Origin of the sequence: Mycobacterium sp. 050272 (assembly GCF_039023525.1) — a bacterium.
Lineage (GTDB): Bacteria > Actinomycetota > Actinomycetes > Mycobacteriales > Mycobacteriaceae > Mycobacterium.
In genome coordinates, this window is the sequence record NZ_JBCHKV010000001.1 from 277,491 (window position 1) to 292,185 (window position 14,695).

General features: G+C 66.7%; 15 protein-coding genes and 1 tRNA gene. 10 read left to right on the forward strand and 6 right to left on the reverse strand.

The window, feature by feature from the left end; all coding sequences use genetic code 11:
- Window positions 1-12 precede the first annotated feature (12 nt).
- Window positions 13-1,017, forward strand: a complete 1,005-nt coding sequence (locus AAHS21_RS01355) for a zinc-binding dehydrogenase (protein ID WP_342925931.1) — start codon at window positions 13-15, stop codon at window positions 1,015-1,017.
- A 68-nt stretch (window positions 1,018-1,085) separates the two neighbouring features.
- Here AAHS21_RS01355 and AAHS21_RS01360 read toward each other — a convergent pair.
- Window positions 1,086-1,171: transfer RNA gene (locus tag AAHS21_RS01360), tRNA-Tyr, on the reverse strand.
- 80 nt (window positions 1,172-1,251) lie between these two features.
- Between AAHS21_RS01360 and AAHS21_RS01365 the strand changes: the two genes are divergently transcribed.
- From AAHS21_RS01365 to AAHS21_RS01380, 4 genes are all read left to right on the forward strand, one after another.
- On the forward strand, window positions 1,252-1,743 hold the full coding sequence (locus AAHS21_RS01365; protein WP_096284629.1) for a YajQ family cyclic di-GMP-binding protein: 492 nt from the start codon (window positions 1,252-1,254) through the stop codon (window positions 1,741-1,743).
- Between the two features lie 153 nt (window positions 1,744-1,896).
- On the forward strand, window positions 1,897-2,406 hold the full coding sequence (locus tag AAHS21_RS01370; RefSeq protein ID WP_342925932.1) for a hypothetical protein: 510 nt from the start codon (window positions 1,897-1,899) through the stop codon (window positions 2,404-2,406).
- Entirely contained in the window at window positions 2,403-3,017 is a 615-nt protein-coding gene (locus AAHS21_RS01375; RefSeq protein ID WP_342925933.1) for an RES family NAD+ phosphorylase, read from the forward strand. Before AAHS21_RS01370 ends, AAHS21_RS01375 begins: the two co-directional genes overlap by 4 nt.
- 84 nt (window positions 3,018-3,101) lie before the next feature.
- Window positions 3,102-4,613 (forward strand): NAD(P)/FAD-dependent oxidoreductase, encoded by a 1,512-nt coding sequence (locus AAHS21_RS01380; RefSeq protein WP_342925934.1) that lies wholly within the window; start codon window positions 3,102-3,104, stop codon window positions 4,611-4,613.
- A 28-nt stretch (window positions 4,614-4,641) separates the two neighbouring features.
- Here AAHS21_RS01380 and AAHS21_RS01385 read toward each other — a convergent pair whose 3' ends face one another.
- Window positions 4,642-6,093: a trypsin-like peptidase domain-containing protein gene (locus AAHS21_RS01385; RefSeq protein ID WP_342925935.1), complete on the reverse strand. Its 1,452-nt coding sequence runs from the start codon at window positions 6,091-6,093 to the stop codon at window positions 4,642-4,644.
- Between the two features lie 205 nt (window positions 6,094-6,298).
- Between AAHS21_RS01385 and AAHS21_RS01390 the strand changes: the two genes are divergently transcribed.
- Entirely contained in the window at window positions 6,299-7,324 is a 1,026-nt protein-coding gene (locus tag AAHS21_RS01390) for an NAD(P)H-dependent glycerol-3-phosphate dehydrogenase (RefSeq protein WP_342925936.1), read from the forward strand.
- Between the two features lie 173 nt (window positions 7,325-7,497).
- Here AAHS21_RS01390 and htpX read toward each other — a convergent pair whose 3' ends face one another.
- Both htpX and grcC1 read right to left on the reverse strand, forming a co-directional pair.
- The gene (gene htpX, locus AAHS21_RS01395) at window positions 7,498-8,358 is read right to left on the reverse strand and encodes a zinc metalloprotease HtpX (protein WP_096290863.1); all 861 of its coding nucleotides are present in this window, start codon (window positions 8,356-8,358) and stop codon (window positions 7,498-7,500) included.
- A gap of 88 nt (window positions 8,359-8,446) precedes the next feature.
- Window positions 8,447-9,454 (reverse strand): nonaprenyl/(2E,6E)-farnesyl/geranylgeranyl diphosphat synthase, encoded by a 1,008-nt coding sequence (gene grcC1 / locus AAHS21_RS01400; protein WP_342925937.1) that lies wholly within the window; start codon window positions 9,452-9,454, stop codon window positions 8,447-8,449.
- 39 nt (window positions 9,455-9,493) lie between these two features.
- Between grcC1 and menJ the strand changes: the two genes are divergently transcribed.
- The 3 genes from menJ (at window position 9,494) to AAHS21_RS01415 (ending at window position 11,907) form a co-directional block, all read left to right on the forward strand.
- Entirely contained in the window at window positions 9,494-10,708 is a 1,215-nt protein-coding gene (gene menJ, locus AAHS21_RS01405) for a menaquinone reductase (RefSeq protein WP_342926530.1), read from the forward strand.
- A 72-nt stretch (window positions 10,709-10,780) separates the two neighbouring features.
- Complete coding sequence (locus AAHS21_RS01410; protein WP_342925938.1) at window positions 10,781-11,455, forward strand: class I SAM-dependent methyltransferase; 675 nt, start codon at window positions 10,781-10,783, stop codon at window positions 11,453-11,455.
- A gap of 44 nt (window positions 11,456-11,499) precedes the next feature.
- Window positions 11,500-11,907, forward strand: coding sequence for a DUF732 domain-containing protein (locus AAHS21_RS01415; RefSeq protein ID WP_342925939.1), 408 nt, complete (start codon window positions 11,500-11,502; stop codon window positions 11,905-11,907).
- Window position 11,908: 1 nt separating this feature from the next.
- Here AAHS21_RS01415 and AAHS21_RS01420 read toward each other — a convergent pair whose 3' ends face one another.
- On the reverse strand, window positions 11,909-12,601 hold the full coding sequence (locus tag AAHS21_RS01420) for a demethylmenaquinone methyltransferase (RefSeq protein ID WP_342925940.1): 693 nt from the start codon (window positions 12,599-12,601) through the stop codon (window positions 11,909-11,911).
- 71 nt (window positions 12,602-12,672) lie between these two features.
- Between AAHS21_RS01420 and AAHS21_RS01425 the strand changes: the two genes are divergently transcribed.
- Window positions 12,673-13,497: an SDR family oxidoreductase gene (locus tag AAHS21_RS01425; RefSeq protein ID WP_342925941.1), complete on the forward strand. Its 825-nt coding sequence runs from the start codon at window positions 12,673-12,675 to the stop codon at window positions 13,495-13,497.
- Window positions 13,498-13,507: 10 nt separating this feature from the next.
- Here the strand turns inward: AAHS21_RS01425 and AAHS21_RS01430 are convergent, their stop codons facing one another.
- Window positions 13,508-14,668, reverse strand: coding sequence for a glycosyltransferase family 1 protein (locus AAHS21_RS01430; protein WP_342925942.1), 1,161 nt, complete (start codon window positions 14,666-14,668; stop codon window positions 13,508-13,510).
- Window positions 14,669-14,695 lie beyond the last annotated feature (27 nt).

Consider the following 14,695-nt stretch of genomic DNA (forward strand, 5'->3'; position numbering starts at 1 on the left):
CTGGGGAGCGACGTGAAAGCTTGGCAAGTCCACGGAAGCGGTGAGCCGACGGACGTCTTGTGCCAAGTGGACCGGGAGCTGCCCGAGCCCGGCGCCGAGCAGGTAAGAATCCACGTCGCCGCGGCCGGGATCGGATTACCGGATGTGCTGATGTGTCGCGGCACCTACCCGCTGACTCCCCCGCTGCCGTTTACGCCCGGCCAGGAACTGGTCGGCACTGTCACCGCGGTTGGGCCGGGCGTCGACATCGCAATCGGCACCCGCGTAATGGGCGTCAGTGACTTTGTCAGCGGCAACGGGTCCTTCGCCACCGAAGCGCTCGCACACGCCGGCACCGTCTTCCCCGCTCCCGCCAACATGGACGACCGCGCCGCGGCCGGCTTCTGGATCCCGAACATGACGGCATGGATCGGCCTGGTCGATCGTGGCGGACTCCAGGCGGGAGAACGGCTCGCGGTGCTGGGCGCAGCGGGCGGCAGCGGCATCGCCGCCGTCCAACTCGGTAAGGCCAAGGGCGCTAAGGTGCTGGCCGTCGTCAGCGACGAGAAGAGGGCCGAATACTGCCGGTCCCTGGGTGCCGACCATGTCGTCGTCGCCCACGGCGAAACCGCTTCTGACCGAACACCACTGGCGCACGCGCTGCGCGCAGCGACCGACTGGGCCGGTCTGGACGTGATCTTCGATCCGGTCGGCGGCGCGCAGGGCACCGCGGCCATGGGTGCCCTGGCCCGCGACGGCCGGCATCTGGCCGTCGGCTTCGCCAGCGGCACGTGGACGACCCCCGACGTGCCCATGATGGTCATGACGAACACCACACTGGTCGGCGTGCTCGCGGCGGGCTACAGCCGCGAGCATCTCGAAGGGATCCGGCGCGGCCTCGAGGAACTGGTCGACGCCGGGACCATCGCGAACACGGTCACCGAAAGCGTGTCGTTCAACGACATCCCCGAAGCGCTCGCGCGACTGGGCGAGCGCAAAGTTCTCGGCAAGATCGTCGCCGAAATCGACTGCGCCTGACGCTGGGGCCGACGCGCCCGGCCCGGGGGCCAAACCCGTTGCGGTGCGCGAAAATAGCTCCTGACCTGTGGTGGCAGGTACTGGATTCGAACCAGTGTAGGCGTAAGCCGACGGATTTACAGTCCGCTCCCATTGGCCGCTCGGGCAACCTGCCGCCTAGCAGGGTACAACGAGCGGGTAGACAATTCACAAACGGCTAGGAGCAACCCGGAACCAACACGGAAGGGCGTTCGCATGGCGGACTCATCGTTCGACATCGTCAGCAAGTTCGATCGGCAAGAGGTCGACAACGCGCTTAACCAGGCCGCCAAGGAGTTGGCCACCCGGTTCGACTTCCGCGGCACCGACACCACGATCGCCTGGAAGGGCGAAGAGGGCGTCGAACTGACCTCCTCCACCGAGGAGCGCATCAAGGCCGCCATCGACGTGTTCAAGGAGAAGCTGATCCGCCGCGACATCTCGATGAAGGCCTTCGACGCCGGCGAGCCGCAGGCCTCCGGCAAGACCTTCAAGGTCACCGGCACCCTCAAGCAGGGCATCGACAGCGAGAACGCCAAGAAGATCACCAAGCTGATCCGCGACGACGGACCCAAGGGCGTCAAGACCCAGATCCAGGGCGACGAGATTCGGGTCAGCAGCAAGAAGCGCGACGACTTGCAAGCCGTCCAAGCACTGCTGCGCGGCGCCGACCTCGACGTGGCGCTGCAGTTCGTCAACTACCGCTAGCGCCGCCGTCAGCAGCTGAGCCGCGTCGAGCGTAAGCACCCGGCGACATCGCCCTCGCTTTTTCGCGGTGCGTTTACGCTCGCACCAGCGAACCCGCCGCCGTTCGGTTCGTGCAGTAAACTAGACCGCACGAACCGAATGTAGGAGCTGGTCATGACCCCCACGGTCGCCGAGCTGGACGCCGCTCACCGGCGGCTCCGTGAGAGCGCCCACGCGGTAGGTGTCGCCCTGTCGTCGGTCACCGGTTACACCGAGCCCGCCGTCGCGCGGGCCGTGCAGGCCGAGCTGAACCTGTATGCCCGCATCGCGGCCGAGTTCGGGATGCTGACCAGTACCGAAGCCGGCAAGCGGATGGGGTCGCGGTCGAGCGCGCCGCGTAACCTGGCCACCACCGCACGCCGCAACAAGACGCTGCTCGCGGTCCGCCAGGGCAACTATCTGTCCTACCCCGGTTTCCAATTCGGGCCGGACGGCAAGCCGCTGCCCGTGATCGCCAGCCTGCTCGCGCTGGCCGACGACAGTGGCTGGTCGGAGGCGGGCCTCGTGCAGTGGCTCTGCTCCCCCACCACCTACCTGGACGGAGACCGGCCCGTAGATCACCTCGTCACGGATCCGGATCGCGTCGTGGCGGTCGCCGGGGAGGCGCTGAACGTTTCGTGGTGAGACGTCCGCCGGACCCCTTCGACCCGGCAACCGCCACGCTGCCGGAGGGCCATCTGCTCTACCGGGTCCTGTCGGCCACCCGAACCGCCACCGACTTCAACCCCGGTTTCGGCGCGCGGACCCGGTTCGGCTTCTTCGGCAAGCCGGCGGTGCCGATCATGTACGCGGCGGACACCGAAGACGCGGCCATCGCCGAGACGTTGCTGCACGATATTCCGGTCGACGGCGGTCTGCTGCCCTACGACCAATACGCGACCAAGGTGCTCGTCCGGCTCAACGTCGAGCAGGAGTTGCGCCTCGCCGTGCTGCACGGCACCGGGCTGCGCCGGCTCAAGGTCACCGCAGGTGAACTCACGTCCAGCCCGGCGTCGAGCTACGCGACCACGGTGCGCTGGGCGCAGGCCGCCCATGACTCGGGGTTCGACGGCTTGGTGTGGATGTCGCGGCAATGCAACGACACCAAGGCATACGTCTTCTTCGGCGACAGGTGCGCGCAGGGGTTCAGCCAGGATCCGTCGCACGCGCGCATCTTCGCCAGCCCGGCCGACCAAATCTGGCTGATCGATCGCTGCGCGCCGCTGCACGTCGACGTGCTGATGGAGCCCTCCTAACCCGCACAGATCCGGCCTGCTGGCTCCACCAACCAGTCGGTGCCTAATGTAGTGACGAGTCCCACACTGCAAGCGAGGTTCACGATGACCGTGACTCCCCAGGAAGCCACCGGCCACCCACCGGCCAAGGCCGGCTACTTCGACGTCGTCATCATCGGCGCCGGGATCTCCGGCATCGACGCGGCGTACCGGATCGCCGAGCGCAACCCCCAGATGACGTACGCGATTTTGGAGCGCCGCGAGCAGATCGGCGGCACGTGGGATCTGTTCCGGTACCCGGGGGTGCGCTCGGACAGCAGCATCTTCACGCTGTCGTTTCCCTTCGAGCCCTGGACCCGCAAGGAAGGCGTCGCCGACGGCGTGCACATCCGCGAATACCTGGCGGCCACCGCACACAAGTACGGCATCGACCGCCACATCCAGTTCAACAGCTATGTCCGGTCCGCGGACTGGGATTCGTCCACCGACACCTGGACGATCACCGTCGACCGCGGTGACTCCACCACGATCTACCGCAGCCGGTTCGTGTTCTTCGCCTCCGGCTACTACAACTACGACGAGGGCTACACCCCGGAGTTCCCCGACATCGAGCGGTTCGCAGGCACCGTCATCCATCCCCAGCGCTGGCCCGAGGACCTCGATTACGACGGCAAGAAGATCGTGGTGATCGGTAGCGGCGCCACCGCGGTCACCCTGCTTCCCTCGCTGTCGGAGCGGGCCGCGAAAGTGACCATGCTGCAGCGCTCGCCGACCTATCTGGTCTCTGCAACGAAGTATCGAACAATCGACGCCGTCATTCGTGCTCTGTTGCCCCGCAAGGTATCTCACCTGGTAATCCGGATGTACACCGCCCTGACCGAGGCCGTGTTCTTCTTCTTGTCCCGCAAGCTGCCCGGTTTGATCAAGCGGCTGTTACGGCGTCAGGCAGTGGACAATCTGCCCGACGGGTACGAAGTCGACGTCCACTTCAAACCGCGATACAACCCGTGGGACCAGCGGATGTGCATGATTCCCGACGCGGACCTGTACAACGCGATCAGCGAGGGCCGCGCCGAGGTGGTGACCGATCAGATCGACCACTTCGATGCCACCGGCATCGCGCTGAAGTCCGGCGCGCACCTCGACGCCGACATCATCGTCACGGCCACCGGCTTGCAACTGCAGGCGCTGGGCGGCGCCACAATCAGCCTGGACGGTGAAAAGGTCGATCACCGTGAGCGTTTCGTCTACAAGGCGCACATGCTCGAAGACGTGCCGAACCTGTTCTGGTGCGTGGGCTACACCAACGCGTCGTGGACGCTTCGCGCCGACATCACCGCCCGTGCCACCGCAAAACTGCTGGCGCACATGGCTTCTCACGGGTACACGCACGCCTACCCGCACCTGGGCAACCAGCCGATGACCGAGAAACCGTCCTGGGACATCAACGCCGGCTACGTGTTGCGTTCCGCGCATCAGTTACCCAAGTCGGGCACCAAGCGGCCGTGGAACGTGCGGCAGAACTACCTCGCCGACGCCCTCGACTATCGGTTCGACCGGATCGAGGAGTCAATGGAATTCGGCCGCGCCGCTGACCGGGCGCCGGTAGCGGGTTAGCCCCCGTGGGGCCCAAACGGTCTGGGCGTCAGAATAATTGGCCGGTTTCCGCCTCGGGTTGCAAGAGTTCGATGTGCTTGCCACAGCTGGGACAGAACTTTTCGGCGGGGTGGTGCTGGGCTCCACAATTGGCGCAGTAATGCGGCTCCGTCGCAGTCACATGAGGTTCGGCGACCGGGCTATCGACGCGTTCATGCCTGCCGACGACCTCGGGCAAAGCCGCGACACCCGCTTGGGTGCCACGCTGCCGACGGCTCTTGAGCACCATGAATGCCACCCAGCCGCCGACGACGAGCAACATCAGAATCCCGCTGACGATGTACCACAACAGGTTTGAGGTATGGAACACCGACACGTCACCATACTGCTGGCGCAGATTCACCGCACTCGTCTTGAGATCGGCCAACCCGGGATAATCGGGTGACAACGCCGCGGCCTGGTCGAAGTTCTTGATCGCATCGCTGTAGCGGCCGGAGTAGTAGTTGCTGAGCCCTTTGCGGTAATACACGTCGGCGGGACCGAGCTCCGGCTTGACGGCCTTGCCGGCCAGCATCGCCGCCAGACGATCTACCGGGGCGATGAAGTTGAACGCCTGCGGCTCGCCGACGGGGGCGAAACTGTTCACGCCGATCACCCTGCCGTCCAGGGCGATCGTCGGGCCGCCGCTCATGCCTTCCGAAACGGCGGCGTCGATCTCGTACTCCGGCATGGTCTGGATCGCCGACTTCTTATTCACCTTGCCGCTCTTGTTCGTTGGATCCAGCGAGGGGCCGGTGACCCGTTGGGTGGTTTCGGGGAAACCGACCGCGAGAATCGGGGTGCCGATGTTGACATCGGCGTCACTGGCCAGCTCGGAGGACGGCATGCCGTGCCTTTCCACCTTGAGCAACGCGACGTCACCCTTGCCGAGGGGCCGGAAATCGACCACGCTCGCGGGCAGCTTGCCGGTGAGCTTGGTCCCCGCACCGTAGAGCACCGTGAGGCTGACCTCGGGACCCCGGTCGGGGCTCTTACCTTCTATCCGCGCGTTCTTGCGCAGCCACTCCGCTGTGGCGACGGGATCCTTGCCGGTGGGCGAGTCGGGAAACTGTTCGATGTAGGCGTCCGCGGCACTCTTGGCGATGAAATCTTTCGCGTTCTCCGGGTCGACGCAGTGGCCGGCGGTAGCGACCCAACCGTCGGGGTTGACGACGAAACCGGTGCACGACCAGTTCGCATCGAAGGGAAGATTCAAGCCCCCGCCGAATGGAGACAACGTCTGCCCGTTGGGCAGACGCACCTGGCCGACGGTTTCGACGTCGAGATAGACCACGGCGGGCCGTATCAGCGCTGCCGCCCTCTCCTCCGGGTTGGCCTGGGGCCGTGCGCCATCGGCGGCGGCGATGCCCGGCGATCCGGCCAGCACCACCAGAGCAACCGCGAACGCCCGGCTGCCGCGGGACACGAACCCTGTACTCGCCAGGTCCGCTCGTCGGGACATGATTCCTCCTCGATGAAGCGTTGACCTTGACGATCCGGCGCCGGGGCGCCATCGGGTAGGGACCGAAGTCCCCTGCTCGGAGGTCGTTGGTTTTGACTTCACCCGCAGGCCGCCGCGTTCGGTGTGTGCGCGCGGAACCCGGCGCCGGCCCACACTCCGAGTGAACTGCTACTAAATGTGAGGTTTCAGCAATACGCTGAGCTTCATGGCAGCCGAGAAGCGCGAACCCAAAGTCGTTGTCCTTGGCGGTGGTTCCTGGGGAACTACCGTGGCGTCCATTTGCGCGCGCCGAGGACCGACGCTGCAGTGGGTGCGCTCCGAAGAGACCGCCAATGACATCAACGAGCAACACCGCAATACGCGCTACCTCGGTAACGACGTGATCCTCAGCGAGACGCTGCGAGCCACGACCGATTTCGCCGAGGCCGCCCACTGTGCTGACGTTCTGGTGATGGGCGTGCCCTCGCACGGCTTCCGCGGCGTGCTGACCGAACTGAGTAAGGAACTGCGACCCTGGGTTCCGGTGGTGTCGTTGGTCAAGGGGCTCGAGCAGGGCACCAATATGCGGATGTCGCAGATCATCGAGGAGGTGCTGCCGGGTCATCCGGCGGGCATCCTGGCCGGACCCAACATCGCGCGCGAGGTGGGCGAGGGCTATGCGGCCGCGGCGGTGCTGGCGATGCCCGACCAGCATCTGGCGACCCGGCTGTCGGGGCTGTTCCGCACCCGGCGTTTCCGCGTCTACACCACCGACGACGTCGTCGGCGTCGAGATGGCGGGTGCGCTGAAGAACGTCTATGCGATCGCGGTCGGGATGGGCTACTCGCTGGGCATCGGCGAGAACACCCGTGCGCTGGTGATCGCGCGGGCGTTGCGCGAGATGACGAAGCTGGGCGTGGCACTGGGCGGTGATCCGGAAACCTTCCCGGGGCTGGCCGGCCTGGGTGATCTGATCGTCACCTGTACCAGTCAGCGCAGCCGCAACCGCCACGTCGGTGAACAACTCGGTGCGGGCAAGCCCATCGACGAGATCATTGCGTCGATGAACCAGGTCGCCGAGGGGGTGAAGGCTGCCAGCGTGATCATGGAGTTCGCCAACGATTTCGGCCTGAGCATGCCGATCGCCCGCGAAGTCGACGGCGTCATCAATCACGGCTCGACAGTCGAGCAGGCCTACAGCGGCTTGATCGCCGAGGTGCCTGGGCACGAGGTGCACGGCTCCGGGTTTTGATCGAAGCCGAAAAGCCTTGTGGTGGTGGGCAATTCGCGGCCGCTGAGCTTTGTGTGTGCGCTGCCGGCGCCGAGTGTGCGTTCAGGGCGCCGACACGCCGACACGGCCCGCCGTGAGTGCACGCTGAGAACCCTGAGTGCACTCGCGGGCCGATGCTCTAACCGGCCGATGCTCTACCCGCGCGCCATCGCCTCCAGCCGGCGGATGCGATCTTCGATCGGCGGGTGCGTCGAGAACATCGAGCCGATGCGCTCGCCGGCACGGAACGGATTGGCGATCATCAAATGGGCCTGGCTGGCCAGCTGCGGCTCGGGCGGTAACGGAGCCGCCTGCACACCGCCGGAAATCTTGCGCAGGGCCGACGCCAAGGCCAGCGGGTCGCCGGTCAACACCGCGCCGGACTCGTCGGCCTGGTACTCGCGGGACCGCGAGACGGCCAGCTTGACCACCGTCGCCGCGATCGGGCCCAGCAGCGAAACCAGCAGCAGCGCAAAGGGATTCTCGCCGTCGCGGTTGCCTCCGAACAGGCCGGCCCACATGGCCATGTTGGCCAGGGCGGTGATCACGCCCGCCAGTGCGCCGGCCACACAGGAGATCAGAATGTCGCGGTTGTAGACGTGCGAGAGTTCGTGGCCCAGCACGGCGCGCAGCTCACGCTCGTTGAGGATGTCCAGAATGCCGGTGGTGCAGCACACCGCGGCGTTGCGCGGGTTGCGTCCGGTCGCGAACGCATTTGGGGCGTTGGTGTCGCTGATGTACAGCCGGGGCATCGGCTGGTGTGCGGCGGTGGCCAGCTCGCGCACGATCCGGTAGATCACCGGAGCCTGAAGTTCGGACACCGGCTGGGCATGCATCGCGCGCAGCGCCAGCTTGTCGCTGTTGTAGTAGGTGTACAGGTTCATGCCGATGGCGAACATCAGCGCCAAAAACATCGCCGTCCTGCCGAACAGCGACCCCACGAACACGATCATCGCGGACATACCGGCCAACAGCAGGAAGGTCTTCAGCTTGTTGGCATGCGGATGCCAGGTCATCGGGTTGTCCTCCCCTGAGAAGAACTCGGTCGTTGCTTGACTGTTGTCAATTGAACGCCCCGGACGACCTTCCGGGTTCCATGACCCGCTAGCCGTGCCGGCTGATCGTGTAGTCGACCAACGTCTCCAGCGCGCGCCGACCGGCGACATCGGGCAAAAGTCCCAGCTCATGACGGGCCTTCGCGGCATACTGCGCCAGAAATTCCTTGGCCTGGGTCATGCCCGGCGACGCCCGCAACAGCCGCAGCGCCTCAGCCACCTCGTCGTCGTCCTCGACGGGACCGGACAGCAGCTCGCGCAGCCGGTCGCCGTCCGGCCCGGGTCGTTGCAGCGCGAAGACCATCGGCAGGGTGTGTACGCCCTCGCGGATGTCGGTCCCGGGCAGCTTGCCCGACTCATGCGAGTCGCTGTCGATGTCGATGATGTCGTCGGAGATCTGAAACGCGGTGCCCACGATGCCGCCGAGCCGGCTCAGTCGGGCGACCTGCTCATCGTCGGCACCGGAAAACATCGCGCCGAATTGTCCGGCCGCCGCGATCAGGCAGGCCGTCTTCTCGTAGATCACCTTCAAGTAGTGCTCGATCGAATCCGCGCCTTCGGCCACCCCGCGGGTTTCCCGCATCTGCCCGGTGACCAGCTGAGCGAATGTGTCGGCGATCAGCCGCACCGCGTCGGGGCCCAGCCGCGACACCAGCCGCGACGCGGTCGCGAAGAGGTAATCGCCGGCCAGGATCGCGACGTTGTTGCTCCAGCGCATATTGGCGGTCTGAGCCCCGCGGCGCACCTCGGCCTCGTCCATCACGTCGTCGTGATACAGCGTGGCCAGGTGCACCAGCTCGATCACCGCACCGGCGATCGTCACCTCGTCGGCGTCCGGGCGCGGGCCGACCTGCGCGGACAGCACGGTGAACAACGGGCGGAACCGCTTACCGCCGGCTTTGAACAAATGGATGAGCGAATCGGTCATGATCTCGTCGGCGCTGCGCAGCTCGGCGTCCATCAGCTGCTCGATCTTCGCGACGCCGTCGCGCACCGTCGTGGCGAACGCGGCGTCGCCGAAGTCAATGCCCGCGACCACCGTCGCCGGAGTACTCACGCGACCAACATACTGGTGAGCGTGGAGACCGGGCTTGGCGTGGGGGCCGACGTGGTGGTCGTGGGGGCCGGACCTGCCGGTTCGGCGGCCGCCGCCTGGGCGGCTCGCGCGGGGCGCGACGTGCTCGTCATCGACTCCGCCAGCTTTCCCCGCGACAAGCCGTGCGGCGATGGCCTGACCCCGCGCGCCGTCGCCGAGCTGGAACACCTCGGACTCGGCGACTGGCTGGACACCCGCATCCGGCACCGGGGCCTGCGGATGAGCGGGTTCGGCGGCGAGCTCGAAGTGGATTGGCCGGGGCCGTCGTTCCCGTCCACCAGCAGCGCGGTCGCCCGCCTCGAACTCGACGACCGGATCCGCAAAGTCGCCGAGGAATCCGGGGCACGTATGTTACTCGGCACCAAAGTTGTTGGTGTACACCATGACTCGTCACGCAGGGTGACCTCGCTGCTGTTGGCCGACGGCACCGAGTTGGGCTGCCGGTACCTGATCGTCGCCGACGGCGCGCGCTCCCCGCTGGGCCGCAAGCTGGGCCGGCGCTGGCATCAGGAGACGGTGTACGGCGTCGCGGCCCGCGGGTATCTGACCACCCCGCGCAGCGAGGACCCGTGGCTGACATCGCATCTCGAGCTGCGCTCCCCCGACGGCGCCGTGCTGCCCGGCTACGGCTGGATCTTCCCGCTGGGCAACGGCGAGGTGAACATCGGCGTCGGAGCACTCTCGACGTCCAAGCGGCCGGCCGACCTGTCGCTGCGACCCCTGATCTCCTATTACACCGACCTGCGCCGACAGGAGTGGGGCTTTACCGGTGAACCGCGGGCGGTCTCCTCGGCGCTGCTGCCGATGGGCGGCGCCGTTTCGGCCGTGGCCGGGCCGAACTGGATGCTGATCGGCGACGCCGCGGCCTGCGTGAACCCGCTCAACGGCGAGGGCATCGACTACGGGCTGGAAACCGGACGGCTGGCCGCCGAGTTGCTGGACTCGGGTGACCTATCGCGGGCATGGCCGTCGCTGTTGCAAGACCACTACGGCCGCGGATTCTCCGTCGCGCGCCGGCTGGCGCTGCTGCTGACCTTCCAGCGGTTCCTCCCCGCCACGGGCCCCGTCGCGATGCGCTCGACCACGCTGATGACCATTGCCGTGCGGGTGATGGCGAATCTGGTCACCGACGACGACGCCGACTGGGTGGCGCGTGCGTGGCGCGGCGGGGGCCGATTCTCGCGACTGCTGGATCGCCGAACGCCATTCAGCTGAACCAACTTCTCGTCTGGTCGCTTTATATCAACTTGATTGACATGCATCAGGTCGATTGATATATCTGGAGACATGACTCAGCCAACTGATTTCGAGTTCGAGACGGCCTACCGCGGTGAATCCGCCGAGTTTGGCGAGGGATCGCGCCCGCCGTGGAGCATCGGCGTTCCGCAACCCGAGCTGGCCGCGCTGATCGAGCAGGGCAAGTTCCACGGCGACGTGCTCGACGTGGGTTGCGGTGAAGCCGCCATCTCGCTGACGCTGGCCGCCCGGGGCCACACCACGGTGGGCCTGGACCTGTCGCCGACCGCGATCGACCTGGCCCGCCAGGAAGCCGCGAAGCGTGGCCTGACCAATGCCACCTTCGAGGTCGCCGACATCAGCACGTTCACCGGATATGACGGCCGGTTCGGCACCATCGTCGACAGCACCCTGTTCCACTCGATCCCGGTCGAGCTGCGCGAGGGCTACCAGCAGTCGATCAGCCGGGCCGCCGCTCCCGGTGCCACCTACTTCGCCCTCGTTTTCGACAGGGCGGGGGCACCCGAAGGTCCCGTCAACGCGGTGACCGCCGACGAACTACGCGACGCCGTGTCCAACTACTGGGTCGTCGACGAGATCCGGCCGGCCCGCATCCATGCCAAGCTGCCTGAGGAGTCCCCAGAGATGCCGTTCGTCGGACTCCGCGACGAGCCCAACGGTTTGAGGTCAGCGAGCGCGTGGCTGTTGATTGCTCATCGGGACTGATCATCGGTGAGACCGAGTCGTTATCGAGGTGTATAGTCCGGCTAATGAGGGGTATCAAGCTGCTGTCCGGCGCCGCCGTTGCGGCTGCCGCTATTTCGCTGGGCGCACCGGCATTGGCCGATCCGACGACGCCGCCGTTGCCACCTCCGGCTCCGACGCCGCTGCGGACCCCGTCGCCGCCTAGCGACTACGACGCCCCGTTCAAGCAGACCGTCAACGGCTTCGGCATCTACCAGCCGCAGGACCAGCTCGCGTGGCTGGGCAAGATCGCCTGCGATCGGCTGGGCCGCGGCGTGGACCACGACGCGTACCAGTCGGCCACCTTCATCCAGCGCAACCTGCCGCGCGGCACCAGCCAGGGACAGGCGTTCCAGTTCCTCGGTGCGGCCGTCGACCACTACTGCCCGGACCAGGTGGGTGTGGTGCAGGCCGCGGGCCAGCACCCGAACTGAGTCAGCGCAGGGGCTTGTGCCCCGCGTGTAGGGCCACGATTCCGCCGGTCAGATTGCGCCACCGGACGCCCGACCATCCGGCTTGTGCCATCTGCGCTGCCAGTGCGGCTTGATCGGGCCAGGCCCTGATCGTTTCCGCGAGATACACGTAGGCATCGGGGTTGCTGGACACCGCCTGCGCCACCCGTGGCAGCGTCCGCATCAGATATTCCTTGTAGACGGTGGCGAACAGCGCGTTGGTGGGTGTGGAGAACTCGCACACCACCAGGCGTCCGCCGGGCCGGGTGACCCGGGCCATCTCCCGCAGCCCCGCCAGCGGGTCGGCGACGTTGCGCAACCCGAAACTGATTGTCACGGCATCGAATACGCCATCGGCGAACGGCAGCTTGGTGGCGTCGCCGGCGACCTTCGGCACCTTGCGCGTACCGCCGGCGGCGAGCATCCCGACCGAGAAATCGGCCGCCACACACCAGGCCCCGGATTTCGCCAGCTCCACCGTGGACACCGCGGTGCCCGCGGCCAGGTCCAGCACCTTGTGGCCAGGTCCGATCCGCAGTGCGGAGCGGGTGGCGCGCCGCCAATAGCGGTCCTGCCCCAGCGACAAAACGGTGTTGGTCAGGTCATAACGACGGGCGACGCCGTCGAACATCGACGCGACCTCCCGGGGATCCTTGTCCAAGGCCGCACGACTCACGACGAAGACGCTACCCGGCTCCAGTCTCCCCACTCGGGAATGGTGCGCCGGGCAGCGCGTTACACAACTGCGTGAGCGAAAAAGTTTGGTTTATCACCGGTACATCACGTGGATTCGGGCGCGAGTGGACCATTGCCGCGCTGGAGCGGGGCGACAAGGTCGCCGCCACCGCTCGCAACACTGCGGCGCTGGACGACCTGGTGGCCAAGTACGGCGACGCCGTGCTGCCGATCGGGCTGGACGTCACCGATCGCGACGCGGATTTCGCCGCCGTCAAGCAGGCACACGACCACTTCGGTCGGCTGGACATCGTGGTGAACAACGCCGGCTACGGGCACTTCGGATTCGTTGAGGAACTGTCCGAGCAAGACGCGCGCGATCAAATCGAAACGAATGTGTTCGGCGCGCTGTGGATCACCCAGGCCGCATTGCCCTACCTGCGCGAACAGCGCAGCGGCCACATCATCCAGGTGTCGTCGATCGGCGGCATCACCGCGTTCCCGCTCGTCGGCATGTACCACGCGTCGAAGTGGGCGCTGGAGGGCTTCTCCCAGGCGCTGGCTCAGGAGGTCGCGCCGTTCGGCGTGCACGTCACGCTGATCGAACCGGGTGGCTTCGACACCGACTGGTCCGGCTCGTCGTCGCGGCACAGCGAGCCACTGCCCGCCTATGCCGAGGTGCGCGCCGCCGTCCAAGAAGAGCGCGGTCGGCGTTGGGCGAGTCCCGGCAATCCGAAAGCCTCGGCGGCCGCGCTGCTGAAGGTGGTAGACGCCGAGGAGCCGCCGCTGCGAGTGTTCTTCGGTGCTTCACCGCTGCAGACCGCAAAGGCCGACTACGAGAACCGGTTACGCACCTGGGAGCAGTGGCAGCCGGTCTCCGAGCTGGCGCAGGGCTAGCGGCGCAACGTCACTCGCCTTGCGCGAGTTTGCGTTGCGCGTTGCGGGCGCGTGCCCTGGCGATAGGGGATTGCACGGCGGTGTAGTGGCCGAGTAGCTCGTCACAGATGGCCGGCCAGGTACGGGCGAGGACGCTCTTGCGCGCGGCTTGTGAATAGCGTGGCCGCTCAGCCAGCAGATGCCCCACCGCCTCGGGTAGCCGCTGCTCGAATTCGGGAACGGGCAGCAGCAATCCGGTGCGCCACGGCGTGACGAGGTCGCGCGGTCCGCCCGCGTCGGGCGCGATCACCGGCAACCCGGACGCCAGCGCCTCCTGCACGACTTGGCAGAACGTCTCGTGCTCGCCGGTGTGGACGAAGACGTCCATGCTGGCGTACGCCGCGGCGAGCTCGGCGCCGTACATGGCACCGGTGAATCGCGCTGTGGGCATTGCCGATTGGAGCTTTTGCTGGTCGACGCCGTCCCCGACGATCACGAGCTGCACGTCACCGGCGGCGGCAAGGCCGGCCAGGCGTTCCACATGCTTCTCCGGCGCCAACCGGCCCACGAAGCCGACAATCGGCTTGCCTTCGGGCGACCAGTGCCGGCGTAATGCCTCGTCGCGCGCCGACGGCGCATATCCCATGATGTCGACGCCGCGCGCCCAGTGATGAACACGCGGGATTCGATGGGCGACAAGCGATTCCATCGTCGCCGTGGAAGGCGCCAACGTGCGGTCGGCGAGGCGGTGTAGGTGGCGGAACCACGCCCACGCCGCGCGCGTCGTGATCCCGATGCCGTAGCTCTCGGCGAAACCCGGTACGTCGGTTTGATAGACGGCGACCGTCGGCACGCCGAGGTAGCGCGCGGCTCGCACGCCGCCGTAGCCCAGCAGCGCGGGCGATGCGAGATGCATCACATCGGGCTGGAATCCGCGCAGCACCTTGAGCAGGCGCGGCCGGGGCACACCAAGCGGCAGCGTGGTGACCTTCGGGAACATCCGCGACGGCACCCGGTGTACCCGGATGCCGTCGTGAATGCGCTCGGCGGGCGGTTCACCGGGCGGGGTGTCGGGCGCGATCACCAGAGCTTCATGGCCCGTTCGGCGCAGATGCTCTAGTACGCGGATTACTGAATTACTGACACCGTTGACATGAGGCAGAAAGGATTCTGCGACGATCGCAACGCGCACAAGGCCATAGTGTCAGCACTGCCTGTC